The sequence below is a fragment of the Variovorax sp. GW821-FHT10D07 genome, assembly GCF_059415325.1.
This window is the reverse complement of record NZ_JBWKMZ010000009.1, coordinates 311997-336577: the sequence shown is the minus strand read 5'-3', so window position 1 is coordinate 336577 and position 24581 is coordinate 311997. Positions and strand designations below refer to the sequence as shown.

The 24581-nt window shown below is 69.2% G+C and carries 22 protein-coding genes; 14 read left to right on the top strand and 8 right to left on the bottom strand.

Annotated features, from left to right (window positions below; genetic code table 11):
- Positions 1 to 2 precede the first annotated feature (2 nt).
- On the top strand, positions 3 to 2819 hold the full coding sequence (gene glnE / locus AC07PU_RS25745; RefSeq protein ID WP_495321419.1) for a bifunctional [glutamate--ammonia ligase]-adenylyl-L-tyrosine phosphorylase/[glutamate--ammonia-ligase] adenylyltransferase: 2817 nt from the start codon (positions 3 to 5) through the stop codon (positions 2817 to 2819).
- 46 nt (positions 2820 to 2865) lie between these two features.
- Positions 2866 to 4005: a septal ring lytic transglycosylase RlpA family protein gene (locus AC07PU_RS25740; protein ID WP_495321418.1), complete on the top strand. Its 1140-nt coding sequence runs from the start codon at positions 2866 to 2868 to the stop codon at positions 4003 to 4005.
- Between the two features lie 142 nt (positions 4006 to 4147).
- On the opposite strand, the gene AC07PU_RS25735 is transcribed toward AC07PU_RS25740, so the two are convergent.
- The 3 genes from AC07PU_RS25735 to AC07PU_RS25725 form a co-directional block, all read right to left on the bottom strand.
- Positions 4148 to 4609 carry a carboxymuconolactone decarboxylase family protein gene (locus AC07PU_RS25735; RefSeq protein ID WP_495321417.1) on the bottom strand — a complete coding sequence of 154 codons (462 nt, stop codon included), beginning with the start codon at positions 4607 to 4609 and terminating at the stop codon, positions 4148 to 4150.
- 90 nt (positions 4610 to 4699) lie between these two features.
- A complete protein-coding gene (locus AC07PU_RS25730) occupies positions 4700 to 5593 on the bottom strand; it encodes an RNA polymerase sigma-70 factor (protein WP_495321416.1) in 894 nt (297 codons plus the stop codon).
- A gap of 93 nt (positions 5594 to 5686) precedes the next feature.
- Entirely contained in the window at positions 5687 to 6544 is an 858-nt protein-coding gene (locus AC07PU_RS25725) for a ferritin family protein (RefSeq protein WP_057597796.1), read from the bottom strand.
- A 129-nt stretch (positions 6545 to 6673) separates the two neighbouring features.
- Here AC07PU_RS25725 and AC07PU_RS25720 point away from each other — a divergent pair, with 129 nt between their 5' ends.
- The 4 genes from AC07PU_RS25720 to AC07PU_RS25705 all read left to right on the top strand — a co-directional run bounded on the left by AC07PU_RS25720 (position 6674) and on the right by AC07PU_RS25705 (position 10990).
- On the top strand, positions 6674 to 7306 hold the full coding sequence (locus AC07PU_RS25720; RefSeq protein WP_495321415.1) for a glutathione peroxidase: 633 nt from the start codon (positions 6674 to 6676) through the stop codon (positions 7304 to 7306).
- A gap of 326 nt (positions 7307 to 7632) precedes the next feature.
- Positions 7633 to 8949, top strand: a complete 1317-nt coding sequence (locus tag AC07PU_RS25715) for an NAD(P)/FAD-dependent oxidoreductase (RefSeq protein WP_495321414.1) — start codon at positions 7633 to 7635, stop codon at positions 8947 to 8949.
- Positions 8946 to 9749, top strand: coding sequence for a DUF1365 domain-containing protein (locus AC07PU_RS25710; RefSeq protein WP_495321413.1), 804 nt, complete (start codon positions 8946 to 8948; stop codon positions 9747 to 9749). Before AC07PU_RS25715 ends, AC07PU_RS25710 begins: the two co-directional genes overlap by 4 nt.
- Positions 9746 to 10990, top strand: a complete 1245-nt coding sequence (locus tag AC07PU_RS25705) for a class I SAM-dependent methyltransferase (RefSeq protein ID WP_208513036.1) — start codon at positions 9746 to 9748, stop codon at positions 10988 to 10990. Before AC07PU_RS25710 ends, AC07PU_RS25705 begins: the two co-directional genes overlap by 4 nt.
- 65 nt (positions 10991 to 11055) lie before the next feature.
- Here the strand turns inward: AC07PU_RS25705 and AC07PU_RS25700 are convergent, their stop codons facing one another.
- Entirely contained in the window at positions 11056 to 11667 is a 612-nt protein-coding gene (locus AC07PU_RS25700) for a glutathione S-transferase N-terminal domain-containing protein (RefSeq protein ID WP_495321412.1), read from the bottom strand.
- A 116-nt stretch (positions 11668 to 11783) separates the two neighbouring features.
- Between AC07PU_RS25700 and purB the strand changes: the two genes are divergently transcribed.
- From purB to AC07PU_RS25680, 4 genes are all read left to right on the top strand, one after another.
- Entirely contained in the window at positions 11784 to 13163 is a 1380-nt protein-coding gene (gene purB / locus AC07PU_RS25695; protein WP_057593677.1) for an adenylosuccinate lyase, read from the top strand.
- 202 nt (positions 13164 to 13365) lie between these two features.
- The gene (locus AC07PU_RS25690; RefSeq protein WP_495321411.1) at positions 13366 to 14499 is read left to right on the top strand and encodes a PepSY-associated TM helix domain-containing protein; all 1134 of its coding nucleotides are present in this window, start codon (positions 13366 to 13368) and stop codon (positions 14497 to 14499) included.
- A gap of 141 nt (positions 14500 to 14640) precedes the next feature.
- Positions 14641 to 16776 carry a TonB-dependent receptor family protein gene (locus tag AC07PU_RS25685; RefSeq protein ID WP_093351436.1) on the top strand — a complete coding sequence of 712 codons (2136 nt, stop codon included), beginning with the start codon at positions 14641 to 14643 and terminating at the stop codon, positions 16774 to 16776.
- Between the two features lie 64 nt (positions 16777 to 16840).
- The gene (locus AC07PU_RS25680) at positions 16841 to 17401 is read left to right on the top strand and encodes a YaeQ family protein (RefSeq protein WP_296774906.1); all 561 of its coding nucleotides are present in this window, start codon (positions 16841 to 16843) and stop codon (positions 17399 to 17401) included.
- Between the two features lie 10 nt (positions 17402 to 17411).
- On the opposite strand, the gene AC07PU_RS25675 is transcribed toward AC07PU_RS25680, so the two are convergent.
- Entirely contained in the window at positions 17412 to 17714 is a 303-nt protein-coding gene (locus tag AC07PU_RS25675; RefSeq protein WP_413762007.1) for a DUF2007 domain-containing protein, read from the bottom strand.
- Positions 17715 to 17726: 12 nt separating this feature from the next.
- Positions 17727 to 18200, bottom strand: a complete 474-nt coding sequence (locus AC07PU_RS25670) for a DUF3717 domain-containing protein (RefSeq protein ID WP_093351442.1) — start codon at positions 18198 to 18200, stop codon at positions 17727 to 17729.
- 495 nt (positions 18201 to 18695) lie between these two features.
- Here AC07PU_RS25670 and AC07PU_RS25665 point away from each other — a divergent pair, with 495 nt between their 5' ends.
- The 3 genes from AC07PU_RS25665 to AC07PU_RS25655 all read left to right on the top strand — a co-directional run bounded on the left by AC07PU_RS25665 (position 18696) and on the right by AC07PU_RS25655 (position 20509).
- The gene (locus AC07PU_RS25665) at positions 18696 to 19442 is read left to right on the top strand and encodes a TerC family protein (protein WP_093351445.1); all 747 of its coding nucleotides are present in this window, start codon (positions 18696 to 18698) and stop codon (positions 19440 to 19442) included.
- 78 nt (positions 19443 to 19520) lie between these two features.
- Entirely contained in the window at positions 19521 to 19985 is a 465-nt protein-coding gene (locus tag AC07PU_RS25660) for a hypothetical protein (protein WP_296774893.1), read from the top strand.
- Positions 19986 to 20155: 170 nt separating this feature from the next.
- On the top strand, positions 20156 to 20509 hold the full coding sequence (locus AC07PU_RS25655; RefSeq protein WP_093351452.1) for a phage holin family protein: 354 nt from the start codon (positions 20156 to 20158) through the stop codon (positions 20507 to 20509).
- A 25-nt stretch (positions 20510 to 20534) separates the two neighbouring features.
- Here the strand turns inward: AC07PU_RS25655 and AC07PU_RS25650 are convergent, their stop codons facing one another.
- Complete coding sequence (locus tag AC07PU_RS25650; RefSeq protein ID WP_495321410.1) at positions 20535 to 22121, bottom strand: M48 family metalloprotease; 1587 nt, start codon at positions 22119 to 22121, stop codon at positions 20535 to 20537.
- A gap of 53 nt (positions 22122 to 22174) precedes the next feature.
- Here AC07PU_RS25650 and moaC point away from each other — a divergent pair, with 53 nt between their 5' ends.
- On the top strand, positions 22175 to 22666 hold the full coding sequence (gene moaC / locus AC07PU_RS25645) for a cyclic pyranopterin monophosphate synthase MoaC (RefSeq protein ID WP_495321409.1): 492 nt from the start codon (positions 22175 to 22177) through the stop codon (positions 22664 to 22666).
- Here the strand turns inward: moaC and AC07PU_RS25640 are convergent.
- A complete protein-coding gene (locus AC07PU_RS25640) occupies positions 22663 to 24393 on the bottom strand; it encodes a PglL family O-oligosaccharyltransferase (protein ID WP_495321408.1) in 1731 nt (576 codons plus the stop codon). The genes moaC and AC07PU_RS25640 overlap by 4 nt on opposite strands.
- Between the last annotated feature and the right edge of the window lie 188 nt (positions 24394 to 24581).

Genomic DNA, 24581 nt, shown 5'->3' with positions numbered 1-24581 from the left:
TTATGACCGCCACCATCGGGACGGGTTCCGCCGCAACCAGCACCAGTTTGAATCAGTTGTCAGCTACAGCATCGACGAACCCCGACGCGGACAAGCCCGCCTTGTCCTCCTATTCGCGCTTCGTGCAGCGCCTGCGCCGCCGCTATGCGGGCGAACTCGCGCTGCTGCCCGAGGGCGAGCCGCGCCGCGCATCGATGACGCAGGCCTACGAGGCACTGCGCGCGCGCGGCGACGGCGTGGGCGACGCCCTGCGCATCGTGCGGCAGCTGGTGATGGAACGCCTTGTCACACTCGATTGCGACCGCCAGGCGCCGTTGGCCGTGGTGACCACCGCGGTCACCGAGCTCGCCGAGTTCGCGCTCGACACCGCCTGCCGCGAGGCCTGCGCCGAGCTCGACGCGGCGCATGGCGCGCCGCTGGGCGCCGACGGCCAGCGCTCGCAGCTGTGGATCGTGGGCATGGGCAAGCTCGGCGCGCGCGAGCTCAACGTGTCGAGCGACATCGACCTCATCTACCTCTACGACCAGGACGGCGACACCGCTGGCGACCCGCAGGGCCGCGGCAAGCTCGCGAACCAGGAGTACTTCGCACGCGCCGTGAAGCGCATCTACGCGCTGGTGGGCGACACCACCGAGCACGGCTTCGTGTTCCGCGTCGACCTGGCGCTGCGGCCCAACGGCAACTCGGGGCCGCCCGTGGTCTCGCTCGATGCGCTGGAGGAGTATTTCCAGGTGCAGGGCCGCGAATGGGAGCGCTTCGCCTGGATGAAGAGCCGCGTGGTCGCGCCCACCGAGGTGGTCGCGCAGGGCCAGGCCCAGGGCCTGCGCGGCGCGGTGCTGCCCTTCGTGTTCCGCCGCTACCTCGACTACAGCGTGTTCGATTCGCTGCGCGTGCTGCACCGCCAGATCCGCGAGCAGTCGGCGCGCCGCAGCGCGGGCCGGCCCGAGCGCGCGAATGACGTGAAGCTCTCGCGCGGCGGCATCCGCGAGATCGAATTCACCGTGCAGCTGCTGCAGGTGGTGCGCGGCGGCCAGTTCCCCGAGCTGCGCACCCGGCCCACGCTCGATGCGCTGCAGCGGCTCGCGCGCGCCGGCCTGATGCCGCAGGAAACCGCCGACGCGCTGGCCGCGGCCTACGAGTTCCTGCGCCAGGTCGAGCACCGCATCCAGTACCTGGACGACCAGCAGACCCATGCGCTGCCCGTGGCCGACGAGGACCTGCGCTGGATCGCGCAGACGCTCGGCTATGCCGACTGCTGCCCGTTCCTGGCCCAGCTCGACACCCATCGCGAGTTCGTCGCGCAGGAGTTCGACAAGCTGCTGGGCGGCGACAAGCCCTGCAACGGCAAGTGCAACGGCGCGCGCAAGGCGGCCGCGCCGGCCGAGCTGTCGGACCTGCTCGACGAGCTGCCGCCGGCCTTCGCCGAGCGCATCAAGGACTGGTGCGAGACGCCGCGCATGATGGCGCTGCGCGATGAAACGCGCGCGCGGCTGCGCCAGCTGGTGCAACGCACCGGCCAGTGGCTGCGCGAGCCCGACGGCGACGGCCAGGGCCAGACCACCCACCCTGTCGAGGCCGCGCTGCGCTGGGCCGACTGGATCGAGCCGCTGCTGCGCCGCGAGAGCTACCTGGCGCTGCTGGTCGAGCGGCCCGCGGTGCAGGAACGCCTGCTGCGGCTGCTGGGCTCGGCGCGCTGGCCGGCACGCTACCTGATGCAGCACCCGGGCGTGATCGACGAGCTGGCCAGCGACGAGATGCTGTCGGGTCGCTTCGTGGCCGCCGAGTTCGAGCGCGAGCTCGAGGCACGCCATGCCTCGCTGAGCCGCACCGGCGAGGCCGACGAGGAGCGCCTGCTGAACCTGCTGCGCCACGCGCACCATGCCGAGGTGTTCCGCACCCTGGCGCGCGACGTGGACGGCCGCATCACCGTCGAGCAGGTGGCCGACGACCTGAGCGCGCTGGCCGACACCACGCTGCGCGTGACCGCCCGCTGGTGCTGGCCGCACGTGCGCAACCGGCACCGCGAGGTGGCGCAGTTCGCGATCATCGGCTACGGCAAGCTGGGCGGCAAAGAACTCGGCTACGGCAGCGACCTCGACATCGTGTTCGTCTACGACGACGACGATGAGCGCGCCGGCGAGGTCTATGCGGCCTACGTGCGCAAGCTCATCAACTGGCTCACGGTGAAGACGCGCGAGGGCGACCTGTTCGAGATCGACACCGCGCTGCGGCCCAACGGCAACTCGGGCCTGTTGACCACCAGCTTCCAGGCCTACGAGAAGTACCAGCTCGGCCGCGGCAGCAACACCGCCTGGACCTGGGAACACCAGGCCATGACGCGCGCGCGCTTCGTGCTCGGCAGCGAGGACCACGGCGCCGAACTGGGCGAGCGCTTCGACCAGGTGCGCGAGGCCGTGCTGGTGGCGCCGCGCAACCGCGAGGCGCTGAAGGCCGAGATCATCGCGATGCGCGACAAGCTGCGCGGCGCGCGGCCCGTGAAGGCCGACCGCTTCGACGTCAAGCACAGCCCCGGCGGCATGGTCGATGCCGAGTTCGCGGTGCAGTTCTTGGTGCTGTCGGCCTCCAGCGAGCATCCCGGGCTGATCCCCAACCTCGGCAACATCGCGCTGCTGATCCGCGCGGAAGACGCCGGCCTGCTGCCCGCGGGCGTGGGCCGCAACGCGGCCGCGGCCTACCGCGAGCTGCGGCGCGTGCAGCACCGCGCACGCCTCAACGAGGAGCCGACGCAGGTGACGCCACCCGCGCTGGCCGCGCAGCGCGAAGCGATGCTGGCGCTGTGGAGGGCCGTGTTTGGTTGAGGCGCGCGGCGCCCGCCGACCCAGCGCGGCCTGCGCCGCCTGTGCGGTGGCTGTCGCCGTCGTGCTCGCGGGCTGCGCGAGCGGGCCGCGCAGCGGCGGCGGCGGTGGCCGCGACGGCCCGGGCGCCAGTCCGCCCTCCAACCTCGAACGCGTGCCCGACGCCGAGCCCCGCATCGAGCCGATCCGCAGCAGCGGCGGCACCAGCAAGCCCTACAGCGTGCTGGGCCGCGGCTACACGCCGATCACCGACGACCGGCCGTTCCGCGAGTCGGGCCTGGCCTCCTGGTACGGGCGCAAGTTCCACGCGGGCTCGACGGCCAGCGGCGAGCCCTACGACATGTACGCAATGACGGCGGCCCACAAGACGCTGCCGCTACCGAGCTACGTGCGCGTGCGCAACCCGGCCAACGGCCGCGAGGCGATCGTGCGCGTGAACGACCGCGGGCCCTTCGTCGACGGCCGCGTCATCGACCTGAGCTACACGGCCGCGCTCAAGCTCGACCTGCTGCGCGGCGTGGCGCCGGTGGAGATCGAGCGCATCACGAACGAGGACATCCGTACCGGCGCCTGGCGGCGCGGGTCGGACACGATGCTGGCGGCGGCGCCTGTCTACACGGCCCCCACGCCCGCACCCGCGGCACCGGTCTACGTACCGCCGCCGCCGATGCCTGTGCGCGCGGCCGCCGCGCCGGTGGCCGTGCCCTCGGCCTGGGTCTCGACGGTGGGAACGAACGCGCCCGAGGCTTCGACGATGCCGGTGGCGCCGTCCACCATGGCTGGGCCCGCACCCGGCGCCGACGACGAGGTCGAGCCGCCAGGACCGCGCCCGCCCATGGTGGTGAATGCCCTGCCGCCGCTGGCACCGGCCGCGTCCGCGCCGCCGAGCGGGCACTCGCCCGCGGCGGTGGCCGCCGCCGCAGCGGCTTCGCTGGCCGGGCCCGACACGCCGTCGGCCGGCTTCTGGGTTCAGCTCGGCGCCTTCCGCGAACGCGGCGGCGCCGAGACCCTGCGCGCCCAGGCCGCGCGCGGCCTGCCTGCGCTCGCACCGCAACTGCGCGTGTTCAGCGAGGCCGGCACGCACCGGCTGCAGGCCGGGCCCTTCGCCTCGCGCGGCGAAGCGGGCGAGGCGGTGTCGCAGGTGCGCGAGAGCCTGCGCATCTCGCCGATGGTGGTCGAGCGGCGCTAGGAGCGTCCGGCCGCTGTGCTCACAAGGTGTGAAGAAACCGTAGCGAGCGCCCCGAGGTCGCGCCGAGGACCGGAGCCGTACCTCGTACGGTGAGGACCGGAGGTGCGAGATCGGGGCGCGCAGCAGGTTTATTCACACCTTGTCATTCGAGCGGCTTGACCGGCGCGGGCACGTGCATCGCGACGTTCATGCGGTTCCACGAATTGATCTGCGCCACCGCGACCGTGAGCTCGGCGATCTCGAGGTCGCTGAAGGCGGCCCTCAGCGCCTCGTATTCGGCATCGCGCGCATCGTGGCGGTCGGCCATGCGCGTGAGCGACTCGGCCCAGGCCAGCGCGGCGCGCTCGCGCGCGTCGTAGAAGCTCATCTCGCGCCAGGTCGCGAGGCTGTTGATGCGCTGCCAGCCTTCGCCCTCCTTGCGCAGGTCGCGCACGTGCATGTCGAGGCAGTAGGCGCAGCCGTTGATCTGCGAGACGCGGGCGAACACGAGGTCGACCAGCTTCTTCTCGAGCGTGGTGTCGGCGATGGCGGTGTTGACCGACAGCAGGGCCTCGAAGGCCTTGGGCACGGTCTTGAACCAGTTGAGGCGGGGAGTGGTGTTCATGGCGATGTTCTCCAGTGGTTGACGATGAAATCGAGATACACACTGAAGACGCGCCGGCCCGCCGGCCTGTGACACGAAGTCGGAAAAAAATCAGCGCGCGAAGGCCGCGGCGATGCGCGCGAGCTTGTCGGGATTGCGCTGCGCGCGCACGCGCGCGATGCGGTCGCCGTCGAACTCGAAGGTCTGGGCCGACTCGAGCACGCCGCCGATGAAGCGCAGCAGGCCCGGTTCGCCGTTGAGGTCGACCAGCTCGATGCGCACGCTGCGTTCCGGCTCGCCGCCCGCGTGGCGCCGCTGCACGGCGAAGTAGAGCTGCGCGATGCGGCGCGCGCCGACCAGCCCGTGCGTGAAGGTCTGGACCTTGCCGCCGCCGTCGCCGACCAGTTCGGCTTCCTCGGTGAAGAAGGCCTCGAGCTCGCGCACGCTGCCCTTGGCCGAGGCCTCGGCGAAGCTGCGCAGCAGCCGCATCTGGGTCTCGCGCGACACACGGTAGCGCGGCCGCCCTTCCTGCACCTGGGTCTTGGCGCGGTGCACCAGCTGGCGGCAGGCGGCCTCGCTCTTGCCGAGCATGCGCGCGATCTCGTCGTAGTCGGTGTCGAACACCTCGCGCAGCAGGAAGGCCGCGCGCGCCTCGGGCGCCAGCCGCTCGAGCACGGTCAGGAAGGCCACCGAGACGTCGTCGGCGCGCGCCAGCACTTCCTCGGGCGTGGCCGGCGACTCGGTGAGCATCGGTTCGGGCATCCAGTGGCCGCTGTAGTGCTCGCGCTGCACCTTGGCCGCGCGCAGCCGGTCGATCGACAGCCGGGTCACGACCGTGACCAGCCAGGCCTCGGTGCTGTCGAGCGCCTCGGTGGCGGTTTCGTGCCAGCGCAGCCAGGCGTCCTGCACGACCTCCTCGGCCTCGGCCACGGAGCCGAGCATGCGGTAGGCAATGCCCTGCAGGCGCGGGCGGTGGCGGTCGAAGGCGAGGGTGGCGGCGTCCATGAAGGCAAGACGGCTGGCGTTGCCGGTTTGTGACGCGGGGCCTCGAAAAAAATCGCCCCGGCGTGCGGGGCGATTTTCTGCTTTCTTTCTTGCTCAGGCGCCCTGGTACTCGGGCTTGGGGCCGAGGCTGGCCGCCAGTTCCTTGCGATAGCGATTCAGTTCCTGGACCGTCTTGAAGCTGCGGTTCATCAGCAGGCTCAGGTTGTGCAGGATGCGCTCGCCGACCTTGGTTTCCCAGACCGCGTCGAACTTGATCTGCTTGTCGAGCCAGTGCTCGAGCCAGTCCGGATCGGGCATGCGGCTCTGGATCGTGTCGTTCGGGAACAGCGCCTTGTTCACGTGCAGGTTGGTCGGGTGCAACGCCTGGGCGGTGCGCCGGGCGCTCGCCATCAGCACGCCGACCTTGGTGAAGGCCGAACGAGCCTCGTCGCCGAACTTCTCGAGCGCGCGCTTCATGTAGCGCAGGTAGGCGCCGCCGTGGCGGGCCTCATCCTGGCTCAGCGTGGTGTAGATGTGCTTGATGACCGGCTCGGTGTGCCACTGGGCGGCACGGCGGTACCAGTGGTTGAGGCGGATCTCGCCACAGAAATGCAGCATCAGGGTCTCGAGCGGGGGCGCCGGGTCGAAGTCGAAGCGCACCTCGTGCAGCTCGGCCTCGGTGGGGGCGTGCTGGGGGCTGAAGCGCTTCAGGTACTCCATGAGCACCAGCGAGTGCTTCTGCTCCTCGAAGAACCAGATCGACATGAAAGCGGAAAAATCGCTATCGTGGCGGTTGTCGCGCAGGAACATCTCGGTGGCCGGCAGCGCCGCCCACTCCGTGATGGCGTTCATCTTGATGGTTTGCGCCTGCTCTTCGGACAGCAGCGAAGCGTCGAACGACTGCCACGGGATGTCCTTGTCCATGTCCCAGCGGACGGATTCGAGCTGTCTGAAGAGTTCCGGATAGAGCATCTATATCTTTCTAAGGCCGCCGATTTTAAACGGCACGTTTGGCGCATCCATGACAGGCGCGCGATGATGCGAATACGTGCGCCGTCGCGGCACGGATGCGCCCCCCTTTTTGTGAACCAGGAGCCCGCCATGCGAACCCCCACCCCATTGTCGGTCCCGATGCTCCGTACGTCGGCAATGGCCCTGATGGCCGGCCTGTTGACCGCAACAGCACCGGCCTTCGCCCAGCAACCCGCGGCACCCGCACCGGCTGCCGCGCCCCAGGCGGCGGCAGGCTGTCCCGCCATACTGCAGCACACCTTCCCGCGGCTGCAGGACGAAAAACCACAGTCGCTGTGCCAGTACTCGGGCAAGGTGGTGCTGGTGGTCAACACCGCCAGCTTCTGCGGCTTCACGCCGCAGTACAAGGGACTGGAGGCGCTCGACAGCAAGTACCGCGCGCGCGGCTTGGTGGTGCTGGGCTTCCCGTCGAACGATTTCGCCCAAGAATCGGCTTCGAACAAGGAGATCGCCGACTTCTGCGAAAGCACTTTCGGCGTGAAATTCCCGATGTTCGGCAAGTCCTCGGTGCGCGGCTCGGACGCCAATCCGCTGTTCAAGCAGCTGGCCCAGGCCTCGGGCACGACGCCGAAATGGAACTTCTACAAGTACCTGATCGGCCGCGACGGCAAGGTGGTGCAGGCCTGGTCGAGCATGACGGCGCCCGACGAGAACGCCTTCATCTCGATCATCGAGAAGCAATTGGCGGCCAATCCGGGCTGATGCCGGCAGGTTCGCACCAGCGATCAAATTCGAAACTGATCAGTTCACACGAAGACGTATCGGTAATATTATTTACCGATGCGTCAATCAGATTGTGAACGGATCGTCACAAATGCTTACCACTGCGGTGGGAACCGTGCGGCAAAGTCCTCGCTCATAACTCGCGTGGGCAGTGAATGCCCCACGGTTTTCATGTTGCGAGGTCTTCCGGGCGCTTGCCGTCTGGTCGAAATCCCGAGGCGATTCTTCTCCTCCTCCCTCCCTCCCTCCTTCGCGTCGGGGCGCCTCGCAGCATTTTTGTCTTCCAGCCAACCCGGGGCGGTGCCATGAGGCCGCCGACCCGGGTCGCCATCGTCGGCGCCGGCATCTCGGGACTGGCCGCGGCCTACGCGCTGCGCGACGCGGCCCACATCACCCTCTTCGAAGCCAGTGACTACTTCGGTGGTCACGCCCACACGGCCACGGTCTCGCTGCCGACATCGCCCGGTTCGGGCGAACGCGTCGCGCACGGCGTCGACACGGGTTTCCTGGTCTACAACGACCGCACCTACCCCGAGCTGATCCGCCTGTTCGCCGACCTGGGCGTGGCGACCGCCGACTCGGACATGTCGTTCTCGGTCCAGGCCACGCGGCCCGGCGGCGGGCGCCTGGAATGGAGCGGCAGCAGCCTCGCGACCGTGTTCGCGCAGCGCCGCAACCTCGTCGACCCGCGCTTCCTGGGCATGCTGGCCGACCTGATGCGCTTCAACCGGCTGACCACGCGCATCGCGCTCGCCGGCACCGAGGGCGAACTGGCGCAGCCGCTCGGCGATTTCCTCGATGCGCATCGCTTCGGCCCGGCCTTTCGCGACTGGTATTTCCTGCCGATGATGGCCTGCATCTGGAGCTGCCCGACCGCGCAGATGCTGGCCTTCCCGGTCGCGACCATGATCCGCTTCTGCCACAACCACGGCCTGATCCAGATCGCCAACCGGCCGCAGTGGCGCACCGTGCGCGGCGGCTCGCGCCAGTACGTCGAGAAGATCGCCGCGGGCCTGTCCGATGCGCGCCTGAACACGCCGGTGCGGCGCATCGAACGCGACGCCGACGGCGTGCGCGTCGCCACCGACGCCGGCACCGAGGCCTTCGATCACCTGGTGCTCGCCACCCATTCCGACCAGGCCCTGGCGCTGCTGGCCGAGCCGAGCCCCGCCGAGGCCGCGGTGCTCGGCGCCATCCGCTACCAGCCGAACCACGCGGTGCTGCACACCGACGCCTCGGTGCTGCCCGAGCGGCCCTCCGCCTGGGCCGCCTGGAACTATCAGCGCGCGGACGGCGCGCGAGAATCGGGCGGGGTCTGCCTGCACTACCTGCTCAACAAGTTGCAGCCGCTGCCCTGGTCGCAACCGGTGATCGTTTCGCTGAATCCGGTTCGCGAGATCGCGCGTAGTGAGGTCATGGCCGAATACGACTACGCCCACCCGGTGCTCGATCTCGAAGCGATCGACGCCCAGTCGCGGGTGCCCGCGCTGCAGGGACAGCGCCGCACCTGGTTCGCGGGTGCCTGGATGGGCTACGGCTTCCACGAGGACGGCCTGAAGGCCGGCCTCGCCGCGGCCCGCGGCCTGCAGGCGCAGCTGGCGACCGGGAAAGCCGCCCCATGACCACGGCGGGGCCGTTGCCGCTGATCGGCTTCGGCGAGGTCCGGCATGCACGGCTGCGCCCGGCCCGCAACGCCTTCGCCTACCCCACCTTCTTCCTGCTGCTGCCGATGCGCGCGCTGCGCCGCGACGGCAGCCCGGCGCTCGCGTTCAACCGCCGCGGCGCGCTGTCCTTCCACGATGTCGACCATGGCGACGGCCGCGCGCCCGATGCCGGCGGCGCGCTGGCCTGGCTCGACGAACTGCTGGCCGCCCACGGCATCGACGACGCCGACGGCGAGGCCTGGCTGCACTGCTATCCGCGGGTGTTCGGCTACACCTTCAAGCCGGTCAGCTTCTGGTACTGCCACGACCGCGCGGGCGCGCTGCGCGCGATCGTGGTCGAGGTCAACAACACCTTCGGCGAGCGCCATTGCTACCTGCTCGACCGGCCGGCCTTCGGGCCCGAGCTGCGCGCGACCAAGGCCTTCCACGTCTCGCCGTTCTGCCGCATCGACGGCAGCTACCGCTTCCGCTTCTTCACCGACGACGAACGCACGCGCACGCTGGTGCGCATCGACCACGACGACGCCGACGGCCCGCTGCTGCAGACCAGCGTCGGCGGCGAACTCCAGGCGCTCGACGCGGCCAGCCTGCGGCGCGCGCTCTGGCGCTATCCCGCCATGACGCTGGGCCTGATCGCGCGCATCCACTGGCAGGCCGCGCGGCTGTGGCTCAAGCGCGTGCCCTTCGTCCACAAGCCGGCCCCGCCGCTTCATTCCGTGTCGCGCGGCGAGCCGCGCCAGCCGCAGGCGAATCCATGACCCCGACGACGACCACTGCCGACTCGCCCGCCTCGGGCTTCCACCTGCCGCAAGACGCGCCGCGCGCGGCCCGCAGCGTGCTGCGCCTGCTGCAGCGCCTGGCGCACGGCTCGCTGACCGTGCGGCTGCCCGACGATTCGGTGCGCCACTTCGGCGCCGCGCCGGGCGAGGGCCCGACCGCCTCGCTCACGCTGCGCAACTGGACGGTGTGCAGCGCCGCGCTGAAGTCGGGCGACATCGGTTTCGCCGAGAGCTACATCGCGGGCGACTGGACCACGCCGAACCTGGTCGAGCTGCTGCGCGTGTTCGTGGCGAACCGGCGCGCGATCGAGAACGTGTTCTACGGCAGCTGGACCGGCCGCCTGCTCTACCGCCTGCGCCACCTGCTGCTGAACCGCAACAGCAGGACCGGCAGCGCGCGCAACATCCAGGCGCACTACGACCTGGGCAATGCCTTCTACGAACTCTGGCTCGACGAGACGATGAACTACTCGTCGGCCTGGTTCGAGGGCGACCTGACGCGGCCGATGCCCGAAGCGCAGCACGCCAAGGTGCGGCGCGCGCTCGCCATGGCGGGCGTGCGGCCCGGCGACCGGGTGCTCGAGATCGGCTGCGGCTGGGGCGCGCTGGCCGAGAAGGCCGCGACCGAATTCGGCGCCGCCGTGACCGGCGTGACGCTCTCGCACGAGCAGCTCGCCCACGCGCGCCAGCGCACCGAGGGCCTGCCGGTCGACCTGCGGCTGCAGGACTACCGCGACATCGGCCGGACCACCGGCGACGCGCCCTTCGATGCGATCTGCTCGATCGAGATGGTCGAGGCCGTGGGCCGCGAATACTGGCCGACCTACTTCGCGAGCGTGAGCCGGCTGCTCAAGCCGGGCGGGCGCGCCTGCATCCAGAGCATCGTGATCGACGACGGGCTGTTCGAACGCTACGTGGACGCCACGGACTTCATCCAGCAGTACATCTTCCCGGGCGGCTGCCTGCCCTGCCCGCGCGAGTTCCGGCGTGCCGCCGAGGCCGCGGGGCTCGAGGTGGTCGACGAATTCGCCTTCGGCGCCGACTACGCCGAGACCCTGCGGCGCTGGCGCGAGCGCTTCCTGGCGCAGCGCGCCCAGGTGCTGCAGCTCGGTTTCGACGAGCGCTTCATGCGGATCTGGGAGTTCTACCTGGCCTACTGCGAGGCCGCCTTCGCCGAGCGCAGCATCGACGTGGTGCAGTACACGCTGCGCAAGCCCTGAGGCCGGGCCGACTGCAAAAAAGCGCCGGAAGGCGCTTTTTTCATGGGCGAAAGCCGTTCAGCGGCTCAGGGCTGGGTGTCGATGAAGCTCGGGCGCTGCATCAGCTTGTCGTAGAGCTTCGCGAGGTTCGCGTGCTCGGCGCGCCACTCGATCTCGGGGAAACGCAGGTTCAGCCAGCCCAGGGTGCAGCCCACCGCGATGTCCGACAGGCTCAGGTGGATGCCGCTGCAGAAGGGCTTGTCGCCCAGGCCCTTGGCCATGGCGGCCACGCCGGCCTCGACCTTGGCGCGCTGGCGGTCGATCCAGGCCTCGCTGCGCTCGCAGTCGGCACGGCCGGACCAGGTGCGCTCCAGCCGCCACAGCACGCCGGCGTCCATCACGCCGTCGGCCAGCGCTTCCCAGGTCTTGACCTCGGCGCGCTCGCGGCTCTGCTGGGGAATCAGCTTGCCGACCGGCGACAGGGTGTCGATGTATTCGACGATCACGCGCGAGTCGAACATCGCCTCGCCGCCTTCCATGATCAGGCACGGCACCTTGCCCAGGGGGTTCGAGTTGGCGATGGTCGTGTCGGGCGACCAGACGTCCTCGATCACGAACTGGTAGTCGAGCCGCTTCTCGGCCAGCACCACGCGCACCTTGCGCACATAGGGACTGGCGGCGGATCCGATCAGTTTCATGAAGGCTCTCTCCCTCGACATTGATAACGTTTGTTCATAATCATTTTAGGGGAACGCCAAAGCCCGGCTTTCGGTGTACCGGGTTCGTCCCCGGGCCGCCCGCCTAAAATTCGGGCATGAGCTTCTCCACCGTCTCCGCCCTTTCCCCCCTGGACGGCCGTTACGCGGCCAAACTCGCGGCCCTGCGCCCCCTGATGAGCGAGCAGGGCTACATGCACCGGCGCGTGCAGGTCGAAGTGGCGTGGTTCATCGCGCTGTCGGACTGCGGCTTCGCCGAATTCAAGCCCCTGACCGGCGGCGCCCGCAAGTACCTGATGGGCCTGGTCTCGCACTTCTCCGAGGCCGACGCGCTGGCCATCAAGGAGATCGAGAAGACCACCAACCACGACGTGAAGGCGGTCGAATACTGGATCAAGTCCAAGTTCGAGGCCCGCCCCGAGCTGCTGGCCGCGGCCGAGTTCGTGCACTTCGCCTGCACCAGCGAGGACATCAACAACACCAGCCATGCGCTGCAGATCCAGGCCTCGCGCGACACCGTGCTGCTGCCCGCGATCGACGGCCTGATCGCCAAGCTGCGCGAGATGGCGCACCAGTTCGCCGACGTGTCGATGCTCTCGCGCACCCACGGCCAGACCGCCAGCCCGACCACGGTCGGCAAGGAGATCGCCAACGTGGCGGTGCGGCTGTCGAAGGCGCGCGCGCAGATCGCCTCGGTGCAGCTGCTGGGCAAGATGAACGGCGCGGTCGGCAACTACAACGCCCACCTGGCCGCCTGGCCCGACTTCGACTGGGAAGCCTTCAGCCGCAAGGTCGTCGAAACCCCGGCGCCGCTGGGCCTGGGCCTGAGCTTCCAGCCCTACAGCATCCAGATCGAGCCCCATGACTACATGGCCGAGCTGTTCGATGCCGTGGCGCGCGCCAACACCATCCTGGTCGACTTCTCGCGCGACGTCTGGGGCTACGTGAGCCTGGGCTACTTCAAGCAGCGGCTCAAGAAGGGCGAGATCGGCTCCTCGACCATGCCGCACAAGGTCAACCCGATCGACTTCGAAAACGCCGAGGGCAACCTGGGCCTGGCCAACGCGCTGCTGCGCCACCTGAGCGAGAAGCTGCCGATCAGCCGCTGGCAGCGCGACCTGACCGACAGCACGGTGCTGCGCAACATCGGCGTGGCCTTCGGCTACGCGACCCTGGCCTATGCCAGCCTGGCCACCGGCCTGGGCAAGCTCGAGCTCAACCGCGACGCGCTCGCGGCCGACCTCGACGCCTCGTGGGAAGTGCTGGCCGAGCCGATCCAGACCGTGATGCGCCGCTTCGGCGTGCAGGGCGCCTACGAGCAGCTCAAGGAAGTGACGCGCGGCCAGACCGTGACGGCCGAGGCGCTGCATGGCCTGATCCGTTCGCTCGCGATTCCCGAAGAGGAAAAAGCCCGCCTCCTGGCCATGACACCGGCCAGCTACGTGGGCAAGGCGGCCGAACTCGCCGGTAGAATCTGACGCCCTGTGCATCGATGCACCAACCTCTTTTCTAAGCGGTTGGTTCGTTCGCTGAGGCCGCCTGAAGCCGTCCGAGGGCGGCCGATTCGTTTCGATCGCCCTTTCCGGTTTCCTTCAATTTCCTAGCCAACGCACGCCGCATGCCGGCCGTGCGCCAGCCAGCAACACTTCCGTGCGGGACGCCTCGGCGTCCCCGTTGTCCATGCTGCGCGCTTCCCTGCGACGTCTCTGGCTCAAGATCCACCGCTGGGTCGGCCTCACGCTCGGCCCGATCCTCGCCGTCACCGCCCTGCTCGGCGCGGCACTGGTCGTGGGCCAGCCGCTCGACCGCCAGGCCCATCCCGAGCTGTTCGTCGCGCGCACGGCCGGCGACGCCACCGCGGCGCAGCTGCCGCTGGAACCGCTGCGCCAGCGGCTGCTGGCCGAGTTCGGCCCCGACACCAACCTGACCCTGCGCCCGCCGCGCCAGCCCGGCGACAGCTACTGGGTGCTGGTGCGCGGCAGCTGGGACGGCACGGTCTACCTCGACCCCTTCACCGGCGCCGAACAGGGCCGGCGCGGCACCCAGGAAGGTGCCTACAACCTGATCTACAAGATCCACAACAGCCTGCTGCTCGACAGCACCGGCAAGGGCATCCTGGCCTTCGTCGCGCTGTCCTACCTGGTGCTGCTGGTGACGGGCCTGGTACTGTGGTGGCCGACGCGCTGGCCGCCCTCGCTGCGCATCGTGCTGAACCGCGGCCTTCTGCGCGGGCTGTTCGACCTGCACCGCACGGGCGGCGCGGTGCTCGGCCTGCTGATCGCGGTGTCGGTCGCCACGGGCGCCTACATGGCCTGGCGGCCGCTGGGCGATTTCATCTCCGCCGCCATGGGACAGAAGCCGGTCAAGGCGCCGACGATCGCCAAGGGCGCGGCGCACGGCCCGCGTCTGCCGCTGGACGAACTCGTGGCGCGCGCGCAGCAGGTCCATCCGGGCCAGCCGATCGGCTACGTGGCGGTGCCCGGCAAGGCCGACCGGCCCGTGCGCGTTCGCTTCAAGCTGCCCGACGACCCGCATCCCAACGGCATCAGCTCGGCCTGGCTCCACCCGGTCACCGGCGAGGTGCTGGCCGCGCGCAAGTGGCAGGAGCTCGATGCCGGCAACGGCTCGGTGGCGGTGATCTTCCCGCTGCACACCGGCGAGCTCGGCGGCGTGGTCCACGAGGTCGTGACCGCGCTGCTGGGCCTCGCGCTCGGCGGCCTGGGCTTCAGCGGCATCTGGCTCTGGTGGCGGCGCCGCCGCACGGCCGCCGAGGCGGCCCGGCGCAGCGCCGCGGTCGCGCGCCCCTCGTCCTGAGTCCCACGCCAAGCGATTCGACGACGACGGCGCGACGACGCCGTCCTGCACGAACGACGCGCCCCACGCCCGCCCGTTCCTTTTTCAATTTCAGAAACCCGAGGAGTTCCCGTGTCCCCCTTCCAACGCACCGCCATCGCGATGGCCCTGCTTCCCCTGAGCCTGCCCGGTTTCGCCGCCGAGGGCGATGCGCCCGCGGGCGCCGACGGCAAGGCGCTCGAGGCCATCACCGTCACCGGTGACTGGCTCGGCAGCCCGACCGAGAAGAAGGTCGTCGAGCATCCCGGCGCGCGGACCATCGTCGAACAGCGCCAGATCCGCGAGAGCGGCTCGTCCAGCGTGCGCGACGTGCTGCGCCAGATCCCCGGCGTGCAGGTGCAGGAGAGCAACGGCACCGGCGGCAGCGACATCTCGCTGAACGTCGGTGTGCGCGGCCTGACCTCGCGCCTGTCGCCGCGCTCCACCATCCTGATGGACGGCGTGCCGCTGGCCTACGCGCCCTACGGCCAGCCGCAGCTGTCGCTGGCGCCGCTGTCGCTGGGCAACATCGAGACCGTGGACGTGGTGCGCGGCGCCGGCTCGGTGCGCTTCGGACCGCAGAACGTGGGCGGCATCATCAACTTCGTGACGCGCTCGATCCCCGAGAAATTTGCCGCCGAGGCCAGCATCGGCGTGGAGAGCGCGGGCCATGGCGGCGGCACCAAGTCGACGCCCAGCGTGTTCGTCGGCGGCACCAACGACAAGGGCCTGGGCCTGGCGCTGCTGTACTCGGGCACGCACGGCGAGGGCTTTCGCCAGAGCAACGACAAGACGAACATCGACGACGTGATGCTCAAGGGCAGCTACCGCTTCTCGAAGACCGACGACATCGCGGTGGCGCTGCACCACTTCGAGGGCCAGGGCCGCATGCCCGGCGGCCTGACGACGGCGCAGTACGCGCTGAACCCGTTCCAGTCGGACCGTCCCTTCGACGAGTTCACCGGACGGCGCACCGACGGCTCGCTGCGCTACACGCACAACGACGGCATCAACAAGTTCGAGCTGCTGACCTACTACACCGACTCGTTCCGCGGCAGCCACCTCGAGCAGGAAGGCACGGGCAGCAGCGCCAACCAGCGCCGCCTGACCGCCGCGCCGCGCGAGTACCACACCTTCGCGATCGAGCCGCGCTACTCGCGCCTGATCGACTCGGGCAGCGTGGTGCAGGAAGTCAGCGTGGGCTACCGCTACCTCAAGGAGGCCAGCTCCGAAGTGGCCACGCGCAGCAGCTACTACCGCCCGCGCCTGGGCTTCGACGCCAGCACGCTGGCGCAGCCGGCCTACCAGACCAGCGCCGGCGGCACCACCGCCAACGCCTTCTACATCGACGACCGCATCGACTTCGGCAACTGGACCGTGACGCCCGGCGTGCGCTACGAGGCGATCCGCTCGCACAACGACGTGGTGGGCCTGACCAACGGCCGCATCACGAGCGTGATCGCGCCGAAGATCGATTCCAACGAATGGCTGCCGACCGTGTCGGTGATGTACCGCATGAACGAGCGCTGGTCGCTGTTCGCGAACGCCGGCGTGTCCTTCGGGCCGCAGCAGTACGCGCAGCTCGCCCAGTCCACCGACGGCCTGCATCCCGAGAAGGCGAAGACCTATGAGATCGGCACGCACTACAAGGGCGAGGCCTGGAGCTCGGAGCTCACGCTGTTCAACATCAACTTCGACAAGGAGCTGCAGCTCGCGCGCTCGATCACCGGCGACGTCGGCCAGTGGACCGACCTGGGCGCCACGCGCCACCGCGGCCTGGAATCGGCGCTGCGCTACGAGCTCGGCGACCTGAGCCCGGCCCTCAAGGGACTGTCGGTGTCGGCGACCTACACCTACACGCAGGCGATCCAGAAGGCCGGCGCCTTCGCGGGCCGCGACCTGCCGTTCTACTCGCGCCAGGTGGCCACGCTGGGCGCGCGCTACGAGCGCGGCCCGTGGACCTTCAACGCCGACGTCTACGCGCAGTCGAAGCAGCGCTCGCCGGGCTCGCCCGACACCAATGCGCGCTACGTCACGCTCGAGGACAGCACCGGCCGCCTGGGCAACATCCCCGGCTACGCGGTGATGAACGTGCGCGCCGGCTACGACTTCGGCCCGACGATGCGCAACCTCAAGCTGGCCGTGGGCGTGAAGAACCTGTTCGACCGCCGCTACTTCAACCGCTCGGTGGACAACAACGGCGGCAAGTACGTGGGCCAGCCGCGCACCGTGTACCTGCAGGCCTCGGTCGCCTACTGATCGGCCGGCGGGCATCTCCCGGGCCGGCGCCGGCCCGGGAGCGCGCGCATACACTCGCGCACCCATGGCGCTCAAATCCACCATCTTCAAGGCCAACCTCGCGGTGGCCGACATCGACCACGGCTACTACGCCGACCACGCGCTCACGCTGGCGCGCCATCCGAGCGAGACCGACGAGCGGATGATGATCCGCCTGGTCGCGCTGGCGCTCAACGCGCACCAGCTGCAGGACATCTGCAACGGCGACGGCACGCTGGCCTTCGGCGCCGGCCTGTCGAACGTGGACGAACCCGATGTCTGGCTGCGCGACTTCACGGGCCAGACCCGGCTGTGGATCGAGGTCGGCCAGCCCGAGGACAAGCCCGTCATCAAGGCCTGCGGCAAGGCCGACGAGGTGATCGTCTACTGCTTCAACCACGCGGCCGAGATCTGGTGGCGCGGCATCGAGAACAAGCTCTCGCGGCCGCAGAACCTGCGCGTCTACCGTGTGCCCACCGCCGCCTCGCAGGCGCTCGCGGCACTGGCGCAGCGCTCGATGCAGCTGCAGGCGACGATCCAGGAGAACACGCTGACGCTCGGCGACGGCGCGAACAGCGTCGACATCGAGCTGCTGCGCTGGAAATAACGCAGGGGCCTCAGGGCGGCATCATCTCGCCGCACTGCCAGCACTGCTCGAAGCCGCCCTCGATCCGCTCGCCGCAGACGCACTGCCAGCTGCGCTGCGGCCGGTGCTGCAGCGCATGCAGCAGCCGCTGGGCGAGCTCGAACTGGCTTTCGTCGTCGATCCAGATCTCGGGCAGGCACTGGTCGGGCGGCAGTTGGCCGGCCGCCGCGCCCAGGTACTCGCGCTGCACGGTCGCGGCCACGCCGTCCTCGCGCAGCGCATGCACCCACAGCGTCGCGATGGCGAGGTTGGGCGCTTGCGCGAGGCGACGCATCGGGCCGGCCGCTCAGTTCGCGTCTTCGGGCCCGGTGGGCACGGCGGGATCGTCCGGCTCGTCGGGCCACTTCGGCGGCTCGGCCTCGCGCGCGCGCTCGGCATAGCGGTTGAAGCGCCAGGCCGAATCCTCCATGGTGATGCGGCGCCAGGTGACGCGCTTCTCGGCCGGCGTCATCGCGGGCCAGTGCTGCACCTCGTCGAAGCTGCGCCCGCAGCCCTTGCACTGGTCGTCGCCCTGGCTGGTGGAGCAGATCGCGATGCAGGGGGTGTCGGGCGTGCTCTGGTACCAGTCCAGCCAGGCGGCCCAGGCCTTGGCCGGGAAGCCGACTTCGTCGACCTCGTCCTCGTGGTGGTAGACCATGAGCGCATAGACCTCGGCCAGCGCGCGCAGCTCGGGCGCGAGCGTGACGCCATCGGGCGAGGGGCTCTTCTCGCGCCAGTGATTGATGGCGGCCTCGATGTCGGTGATGTGGATGGCGGCCATGAACGCAGAAAGATCGGCAGGGCGGGCGATCATAGTCCGCCAATGTCCCGAGACCCTCGAAGGTTATAGGCGCTACCAAACTTGTAGCAATAGACCTTGTCGCAATGCAGGTTTTGAGCGCCTTCCTTTTGAAGGCTTGAAACTTTCGGTTGCCAGCGCGCGAGCGCCGATGCTCTAATCGCGCCCACGAAGGGGAGTAGCTCCCGGCCGTCGTTCCCACGACGGACATCGCCAGGTCGTCAATACGAAGCACAACACTTCCGGCCTGTCGGGCATTGCGCATGTCGGCGAACGGCCGTGCGCGTGCCGAGCCAGACCTTCGATTTGAACCTGTGCAGGTTTGGTCGAAGCGTCGTTGGATCCCCCGGTGTCACCCGGTTTCATTTCCTCGCTTCGATCAGCCCGCCCGGGATGAATCGAAACGCATCGCATGTGCCATGCCCGCGGCCACCACGCAACGGTGGGGCGGGACGGTCACAAGACACAGAGGAAACTATGGAACAGTTCATGACCCCGGAATTCTGGGTCGCCGTCGGTCAGATCATCATGATCGACATCCTTCTTGGCGGCGACAACGCCGTCGTGATCGCGCTGGCCTGCCGCAAGCTGCCGCCGGCCCAGCGCACGCAGGGCATCCTGTGGGGCACCGCCGGCGCCATCCTGCTGCGCGTGATCCTGATCTTCTTCGCGCTGACCCTGCTGGCCATTCCGTTCCTGAAGCTCGTGGGCGCGATCCTGCTGCTGTGGATCGGCATCAAGCTGCTGGCGCCCGAGCATGACGACGCACACGGCAACATCGCCGGCAGCGACAGGCTCTGGGGTGCCGTCAAGACTGTGATCATTGCCGACCTCGTGATGAGCGTCGACAACGTGATCGCCATCGCGGGTGCCGCCCAAGGCGCCGGCGAAGGCCACCAGATGCCGCTCGTGATCTTCGGCCTGCTCGTGAGCATCCCGATCATCGTCTGGGGCAGCCAGCTCGTGATCAAGCTGATGGACCGCTTCCCGATGATCATCACGCTCGGCGGCATGCTGCTGGGCTGGATCGCCGGCACCATGGCCGTGTCCGACCCCGCGCTGGCCAACGCCGCCGCCTGGACCTGGGTGCCGAAGGTGCCGCAGACCGATGTCGTGAAGTACGCCGCCGGCATCGCCGGTGCCCTGCTCGTGCTGGCCATCGGCAAGTGGGTGGCTTCGCGCCAGGCTCGCGCCAAGGCGTCGACGCCGGCCACCGCGAGCTGAGCCCGTTGCCCGCCCCACGAAAGTCCCCTATCCATTTCGACCCGTCTCTGCCACTCTAACTACCTGAAGGAGCACCCTATGGAAAAGATCATTCTTTACGTCGACGACGTCGTCTACGCCTGCGAACAGTTCGCCGAACTGGCGCCGGACGCCGACGCCGTCGTGGCGCGTCACTGGGTGCTCGTGGCTTGCGCGCCGCGCATGACGCATCGCATCAGCAAGTGGGTGAGCCACAGCGCACGCGAGAACTGGCGTGCGAAGTGGTTCAGCAAGCTGCAGGCGCAGCTGCTGCCACTGCTGGAGCGCAACGGTGGGCAGGTCACGGCCGTGCTGGCCAAGGGCCCGCTGACCGAGCTCACGCAGCAGCTCAAGCGCGAGCACATGGCCGTCCACGTGGTCGACGCCCGCCGTCCGAAGGTCGGCGTGGACCTCGAGCCGGTCACGCCCGAGCAGAAGCCGGCCGGCCAGCAAGGCTGGGCCTTTCCCGGTGCCGTGATGGGCATGGGCGCGCTGCTGGTGCTGGCGAACGAACTGGCGGAATAAGAGGATCGCGGCGTCAGCGCCGCGCCTTCCCGCTCAGACGACGGCTCCTTCGGGAGCCGTTTTTTTTGTGCTCATGCCGATGGGCATCGCGGTGCCGACGCCCCGTCCCACGCGGGTTCGCGGGCATGTCCGTCTCGCCGCCGCCCCGGCGCTGCGGTATCCTGGGCCGCATGCGCATCCTCCTCAAATGGCTGCTCAGCGCGGTGGCGCTGCTCGCGGTGGCCTACCTCTACAGCGGCGTCCAGGTCAGCAGTTTCGGCTCGGCGCTGATCGCGGCCGTGGTCATCGGCCTGCTCAACATGATCGTGCGCCCGGTGCTGGTGGTGCTCACGCTGCCGGTCACCATCGTTACGCTCGGGCTGTTCCTGTTCGTGATCAATGCGCTGATGTTCTGGGCCGCGTCCGGCCTGCTGGCGGGCTTCCACGTCAACGGCTTCCTCGCCGCGCTCGTGGGCTCGCTGCTCTACTCGGTGCTCAGCCTGCTGATCGAGAGCGCGCTCGGCGGGCTGCTGACGCGCCGCTGATCCGCCTGATCCACCTCCCCCTGGCTCAACGCAGCGCCGGCTCCTCGGCCTGCCGCTTCACCAGCACCTCGATCTCGCGCGCGCGGGTGTCGATGATCGATGCCTCGAAGTGGTCGATCGGCACCGCCCCCGGACGGCCGCTCTGGCTCTGGCGGATCAGTTCCTGCGCCGCCTTGAAGCGGTCGCGCGCGGCCGGGTAGTCGAGAATCGCCACGTTCGACTCGGCGTCCGCGCGCACCGCATGCAGTGTGTCGTTCTGCGCGCCGTAGAGATTGGCCAGCGTGCGCCAGGCCGTGGCGTCGCGCGGATTCGCCGCCACCCAGTCGCGCAGCACCGGGATCATCGGCGCGGGTTGGCGGCTCGCCACCGCGACATCGGCCGCCAGCAGCATCTCGGGCCGCGACTTGGCCTTGCCGTCGAGCAGCGAGGCCGCCTTGGCCACGCCCGCGCCGCCGGCCGCCAGTTCGATCTCGGCCTGCAGCCAGCGCGCCTGGCGCGCGGCCGGAACGTCTTCCGCCGTGCGCTCGACCAGCCGCTGCGCCAGCGCGCGCGCGGCCTTGTAATCGCGCAACTCCTTGGCCGACAGCGCCGCCGCGTAGAGCGTGCCCGCCTGCTGGGCCGGCGTGCTCTTGGCGAACTCGCCGGTCGAGGCCGCATCGACCCACTGCCGCAGCACGTCGACGCCGGGGCGCGTCAGTACGCGCGCGCGCGAAGAGACCATCGCATGGTCCATAAGCAGCACCGGCGGCGGCACCGTGTCCATGCGGAACTGGAAGCGGCCCTGCATGTCGGAGATGCGCTCGGTCGTCAGCGGATGGCTGCGCAGGTAAGGGAAGGAGCCGTTGTCATTGAGCCGCGAGGCGTACTGCAGCTTCTCGAACATCGTGGCCGCGCCCTGCGGCGCGAAGCCGGCCTGCGTCATCACGCCGAAGCCCACGCGGTCGGCCTCGCGCTCCATGTCGCGCGAAAAGTTCAACTGGTTCTGCATGAACGCCGCCTGGCTGCCCAGGACCATCGCCTGGCCCGCGTCGCCACCGCTGCGGCTCTTGCCCGCGGCGATCATGCCGAGGATCAGGCCCGCGAGCATCAACGGGAACTGCTTGTTCTGCTTGTCCATCATGCGGGCGATGTGCCGCTGCGTGACGTGCGACAGCTCGTGCCCGAGCACGGTCGCCAGCTCGTCGCGGCTGCCCACCGCCGCCACCAGCCCGAGGTTGAGCCCGAGGTAGCCGCCCGGCAACGCGAAGGCGTTGATGTTGCGATCGCGCCCCAGCATCACCACCCAGGCATAGCGCTCGTCGAGTTCGGGCGTGAGTTCACCGCGCACCCGCGCCGCCGCCAGCAGGCGCTGCCAGATCTCCTGCACGTAGTCGGCGATCACCGGATCGTCGATGTAGTCGGTGTCGCGGTAGAGCTCGCGCGCGATCTGGTCGCCCAGGTGGCGCTCGGCGGTCGCCGTCATCTCGCCGCCGTCGCCGAGCCCCGGCAGCAATTGCGCGCGCGCCAGCGGCGGCATCAGCACCTGGGACGCTATTAAAACGCTAGCGCAAACCGTCCGCAGGGCGGGGACGAAGGGTCGTTTCTTGCGAGGGGGTGGGGTCCAGCGTGGCATGGCTTGTCCAGAACTCGGGCTCGTATGATGCACCTCCCTCTTGAACGTTCACCATGAGCTCCCTCACCCATTTCGACGCCCAGGGCCAGGCCCACATGGTCGACGTCGCCGCCAAGCCCGCCACCCATCGCGTGGCCGTGGCCACCGGCCGCATCGAGATGCGGCCCGAGACCCTGGCGCTGATCGCCTCGGGCAGCGCGAAGAAGGGCGACGTGCTCGGCATCGCGCGCATCGCCGGCATCCAGGCCGCCAAGAAGACCAGCGACCTGATCCCGCTGTGCCATCCGCTGGCCATCACCCGGGTGGCGGTCGACCTCGCGCTCTCCGAGGCCGGCGACGCGACGCCGCATGTGCGATGCACCGCCACGGTCGAGACCGTCGGGCCGACCGGCGTCGAGATGGAGGCGCTGACCGCCGTGCAGATCGCGCTCCTGACCGTGTACGACATGTGCAAGGCGGTGGACCGCGGGATGACGGTCACCGGGGTGCATGTGGTGGAGAAGCGTGGCGGGAAGTCGGGGAGCTGGACTGCTCCTGCAGCCTAGGGCGCCGGGGCCCTGTCACCCGGGTTGTGCCTGAGCCAGTGGGCGTAGGCGCCCGGATATGCCACCCTGAAACGTTCGGCGATCAGGCGCGCTTCGTCCTCGTGGCCCGAGAGTTCGGCGCTCTCGATCAGCTTGACGATCACGCGCGGCTCCGGCGAGAAATGCAGCGTCCGCTCGGCAAGCGCATGCATCCGCGCCGCGTTCTCGTGCGTGACCGGCGTCAGCGTCAGTTCGGCGAAATCGACTTGGCGCGCGAACAGCCAGGAATCCCGGACCTTGGCGAGCGTGTCGTCCTGCCAGGGCGGCAGGCGCTCGTCGCGCGGCAGGTAGATCTGGCTGATGCGGGTGTAGTCCCAGGCGGCGTAGACGACGAACGAGAGCAGGGCGATGCTTGCGAGGGCCGAGAGCTTTCGGCCGTCGGGGAGCCATGTCTTTGTCTTCTTCGATGGCGGCGACGCTCGATCGCCGCTGGCGCGCGCAGGCCACAGCATGCCCAGGCACAGGCCGAAGACCAGCTGAAAGGGGCCGTACCACAACGGGTACTCGAGCAAGCTGTGCACGAGGATGACGGCCAGCAGGCCCCAGGCCATGAGCCGGTTCGGGTCGCGCTCGCGCCAGGGGCGGGCGGAGATCACCAGCCAGAGGAAGCCGCCGCAGATCAGCACGGCGGCGGGGATGCCGAGTTCGACTGCGAGGTGCAGGGGGAGGTTGTGGGCGTTGTCGAGGATTTCCGGGAAGCGCGGGCCGGGGTAGGCGGCCATGAAGTGGGCGTAACTGAGTTCGCCCCAGCCCCAGCCCGTCAGGGGACGCTCGGCGATCAGGGTGAGGACGTTGTGCCAGAGGGTGAGACGGCTTTCGTTGCCGAGGGCCGTGGGTTGGAGGCGTTGGACCAGGGCGCCGGCTGAGGCGACGGCCTTGCCTCCGCTACCGGTGGCGGAGAGGTGGGGCAGCAGCCAGTTCAGGGCGAAGTAGAGAGGAAGCATGGCCAGCAAGGCCAGGGGTGGCGGCAGACGGCGGGCCGGGGTTGGAGCGCGGCGCTCCTTCCGGGCCACCACCCCCGCGGCGACCGCGATCAGCGCGAGTTGCAGCACGCCGGTGCGAGAGCCTGACGCAGCGGTGGCGGCAATCAGCAGCACGACGGCTGCGATGAGGCTGATTCGCATACGGCGGGAGTCCCACGTCGCATGCAACCAAAGGGCGGCGACCAGCGCCAGGCTGATCAACGTAGCGAACTGGTTGGGCTGGCGCAGCGTGCCCCAGGCACGGCCGGAGGTGGGAGAGGTGACCCAGGGGAGCAGAGTTTTGGCAAGGTTGCCGTACTGAAGCAGACCGACAACCGCGTTGGCGACGCCGACCGCCAGGATTCCCCAGGCCAATGCAGCCGGAATGGATACGGCCTTGCCCTCCCGGCTCGCCCCGGCGAGGGCCGACAAAGCGATGCCAGCCAGCGCCGCGCAGGCCATGGATCGCAGGTCCGCGAAGCCTTGGAGCGAGATCGCGATTGCCGCGGCGCAGCAACCCAGCCAGACGACCAGGCGTCGATCGATGGCGTCACCGCGCGCCGACAGCAGCAGCAGGGCGGCGCACAGCCCGGAAGCGAGCAGTTGCCAGGCGTTGGCGGACGGGCCCGCCACCAGCGGGCAGAGAAATGGAAGCGCGACGAGTCCCACGCAGCCGATGCGGGAGGCGTTTCCGAGTGGAGGGGTTCGCTTGAGGACCGAGGACATCCAAAGCGATTGTTGCTCGGCGGCACGACCGGCGGACCATGGCCTCAGGCAATGAAATCCAAACTATTTACAAACAAAGTATGCACAACCCTTGATCGACACCTGCTGTTGCTGACGAATGGTCGGCCGCTCTGGATCAGTGGTTTTGCAATCAAACACAATTGGAGACATTCTGTGACCATTGTCAG

Bases quoted from the DNA above. Each gene is read 5' to 3' on its own strand.
- AC07PU_RS25685 (WP_093351436.1), top strand. From the start codon at position 14,641: ATGGCCCTGCTTCCCCTGAGCCTGCCCGGTTTCGCCGCCGAGGGCGAT.
- AC07PU_RS25715 (WP_495321414.1), top strand. From the start codon at position 7,633: ATGAGGCCGCCGACCCGGGTCGCCATCGTCGGCGCCGGCATCTCGGGA.
- AC07PU_RS25700 (WP_495321412.1), bottom strand. From the start codon at position 11,667: ATGAAACTGATCGGATCCGCCGCCAGTCCCTATGTGCGCAAGGTGCGC.
- AC07PU_RS25690 (WP_495321411.1), top strand. From the start codon at position 13,366: ATGCTGCGCGCTTCCCTGCGACGTCTCTGGCTCAAGATCCACCGCTGG.
- AC07PU_RS25640 (WP_495321408.1), bottom strand. From the start codon at position 24,393: ATGTCCTCGGTCCTCAAGCGAACCCCTCCACTCGGAAACGCCTCCCGC.
- AC07PU_RS25710 (WP_495321413.1), top strand. From the start codon at position 8,946: ATGACCACGGCGGGGCCGTTGCCGCTGATCGGCTTCGGCGAGGTCCGG.
- moaC (WP_495321409.1), top strand. From the start codon at position 22,175: ATGAGCTCCCTCACCCATTTCGACGCCCAGGGCCAGGCCCACATGGTC.
- AC07PU_RS25655 (WP_093351452.1), top strand. From the start codon at position 20,156: ATGCGCATCCTCCTCAAATGGCTGCTCAGCGCGGTGGCGCTGCTCGCG.
- AC07PU_RS25730 (WP_495321416.1), bottom strand. From the start codon at position 5,593: ATGGACGCCGCCACCCTCGCCTTCGACCGCCACCGCCCGCGCCTGCAG.
- AC07PU_RS25660 (WP_296774893.1), top strand. From the start codon at position 19,521: ATGGAAAAGATCATTCTTTACGTCGACGACGTCGTCTACGCCTGCGAA.
- AC07PU_RS25650 (WP_495321410.1), bottom strand. From the start codon at position 22,121: ATGCCACGCTGGACCCCACCCCCTCGCAAGAAACGACCCTTCGTCCCC.
- AC07PU_RS25675 (WP_413762007.1), bottom strand. From the start codon at position 17,714: ATGCGTCGCCTCGCGCAAGCGCCCAACCTCGCCATCGCGACGCTGTGG.
- AC07PU_RS25725 (WP_057597796.1), bottom strand. From the start codon at position 6,544: ATGCTCTATCCGGAACTCTTCAGACAGCTCGAATCCGTCCGCTGGGAC.
- AC07PU_RS25665 (WP_093351445.1), top strand. From the start codon at position 18,696: ATGGAACAGTTCATGACCCCGGAATTCTGGGTCGCCGTCGGTCAGATC.
- AC07PU_RS25670 (WP_093351442.1), bottom strand. From the start codon at position 18,200: ATGGCCGCCATCCACATCACCGACATCGAGGCCGCCATCAATCACTGG.
- glnE (WP_495321419.1), top strand. From the start codon at position 3: ATGACCGCCACCATCGGGACGGGTTCCGCCGCAACCAGCACCAGTTTG.
- AC07PU_RS25705 (WP_208513036.1), top strand. From the start codon at position 9,746: ATGACCCCGACGACGACCACTGCCGACTCGCCCGCCTCGGGCTTCCAC.
- AC07PU_RS25680 (WP_296774906.1), top strand. From the start codon at position 16,841: ATGGCGCTCAAATCCACCATCTTCAAGGCCAACCTCGCGGTGGCCGAC.
- AC07PU_RS25720 (WP_495321415.1), top strand. From the start codon at position 6,674: ATGCGAACCCCCACCCCATTGTCGGTCCCGATGCTCCGTACGTCGGCA.
- purB (WP_057593677.1), top strand. From the start codon at position 11,784: ATGAGCTTCTCCACCGTCTCCGCCCTTTCCCCCCTGGACGGCCGTTAC.
- AC07PU_RS25735 (WP_495321417.1), bottom strand. From the start codon at position 4,609: ATGAACACCACTCCCCGCCTCAACTGGTTCAAGACCGTGCCCAAGGCC.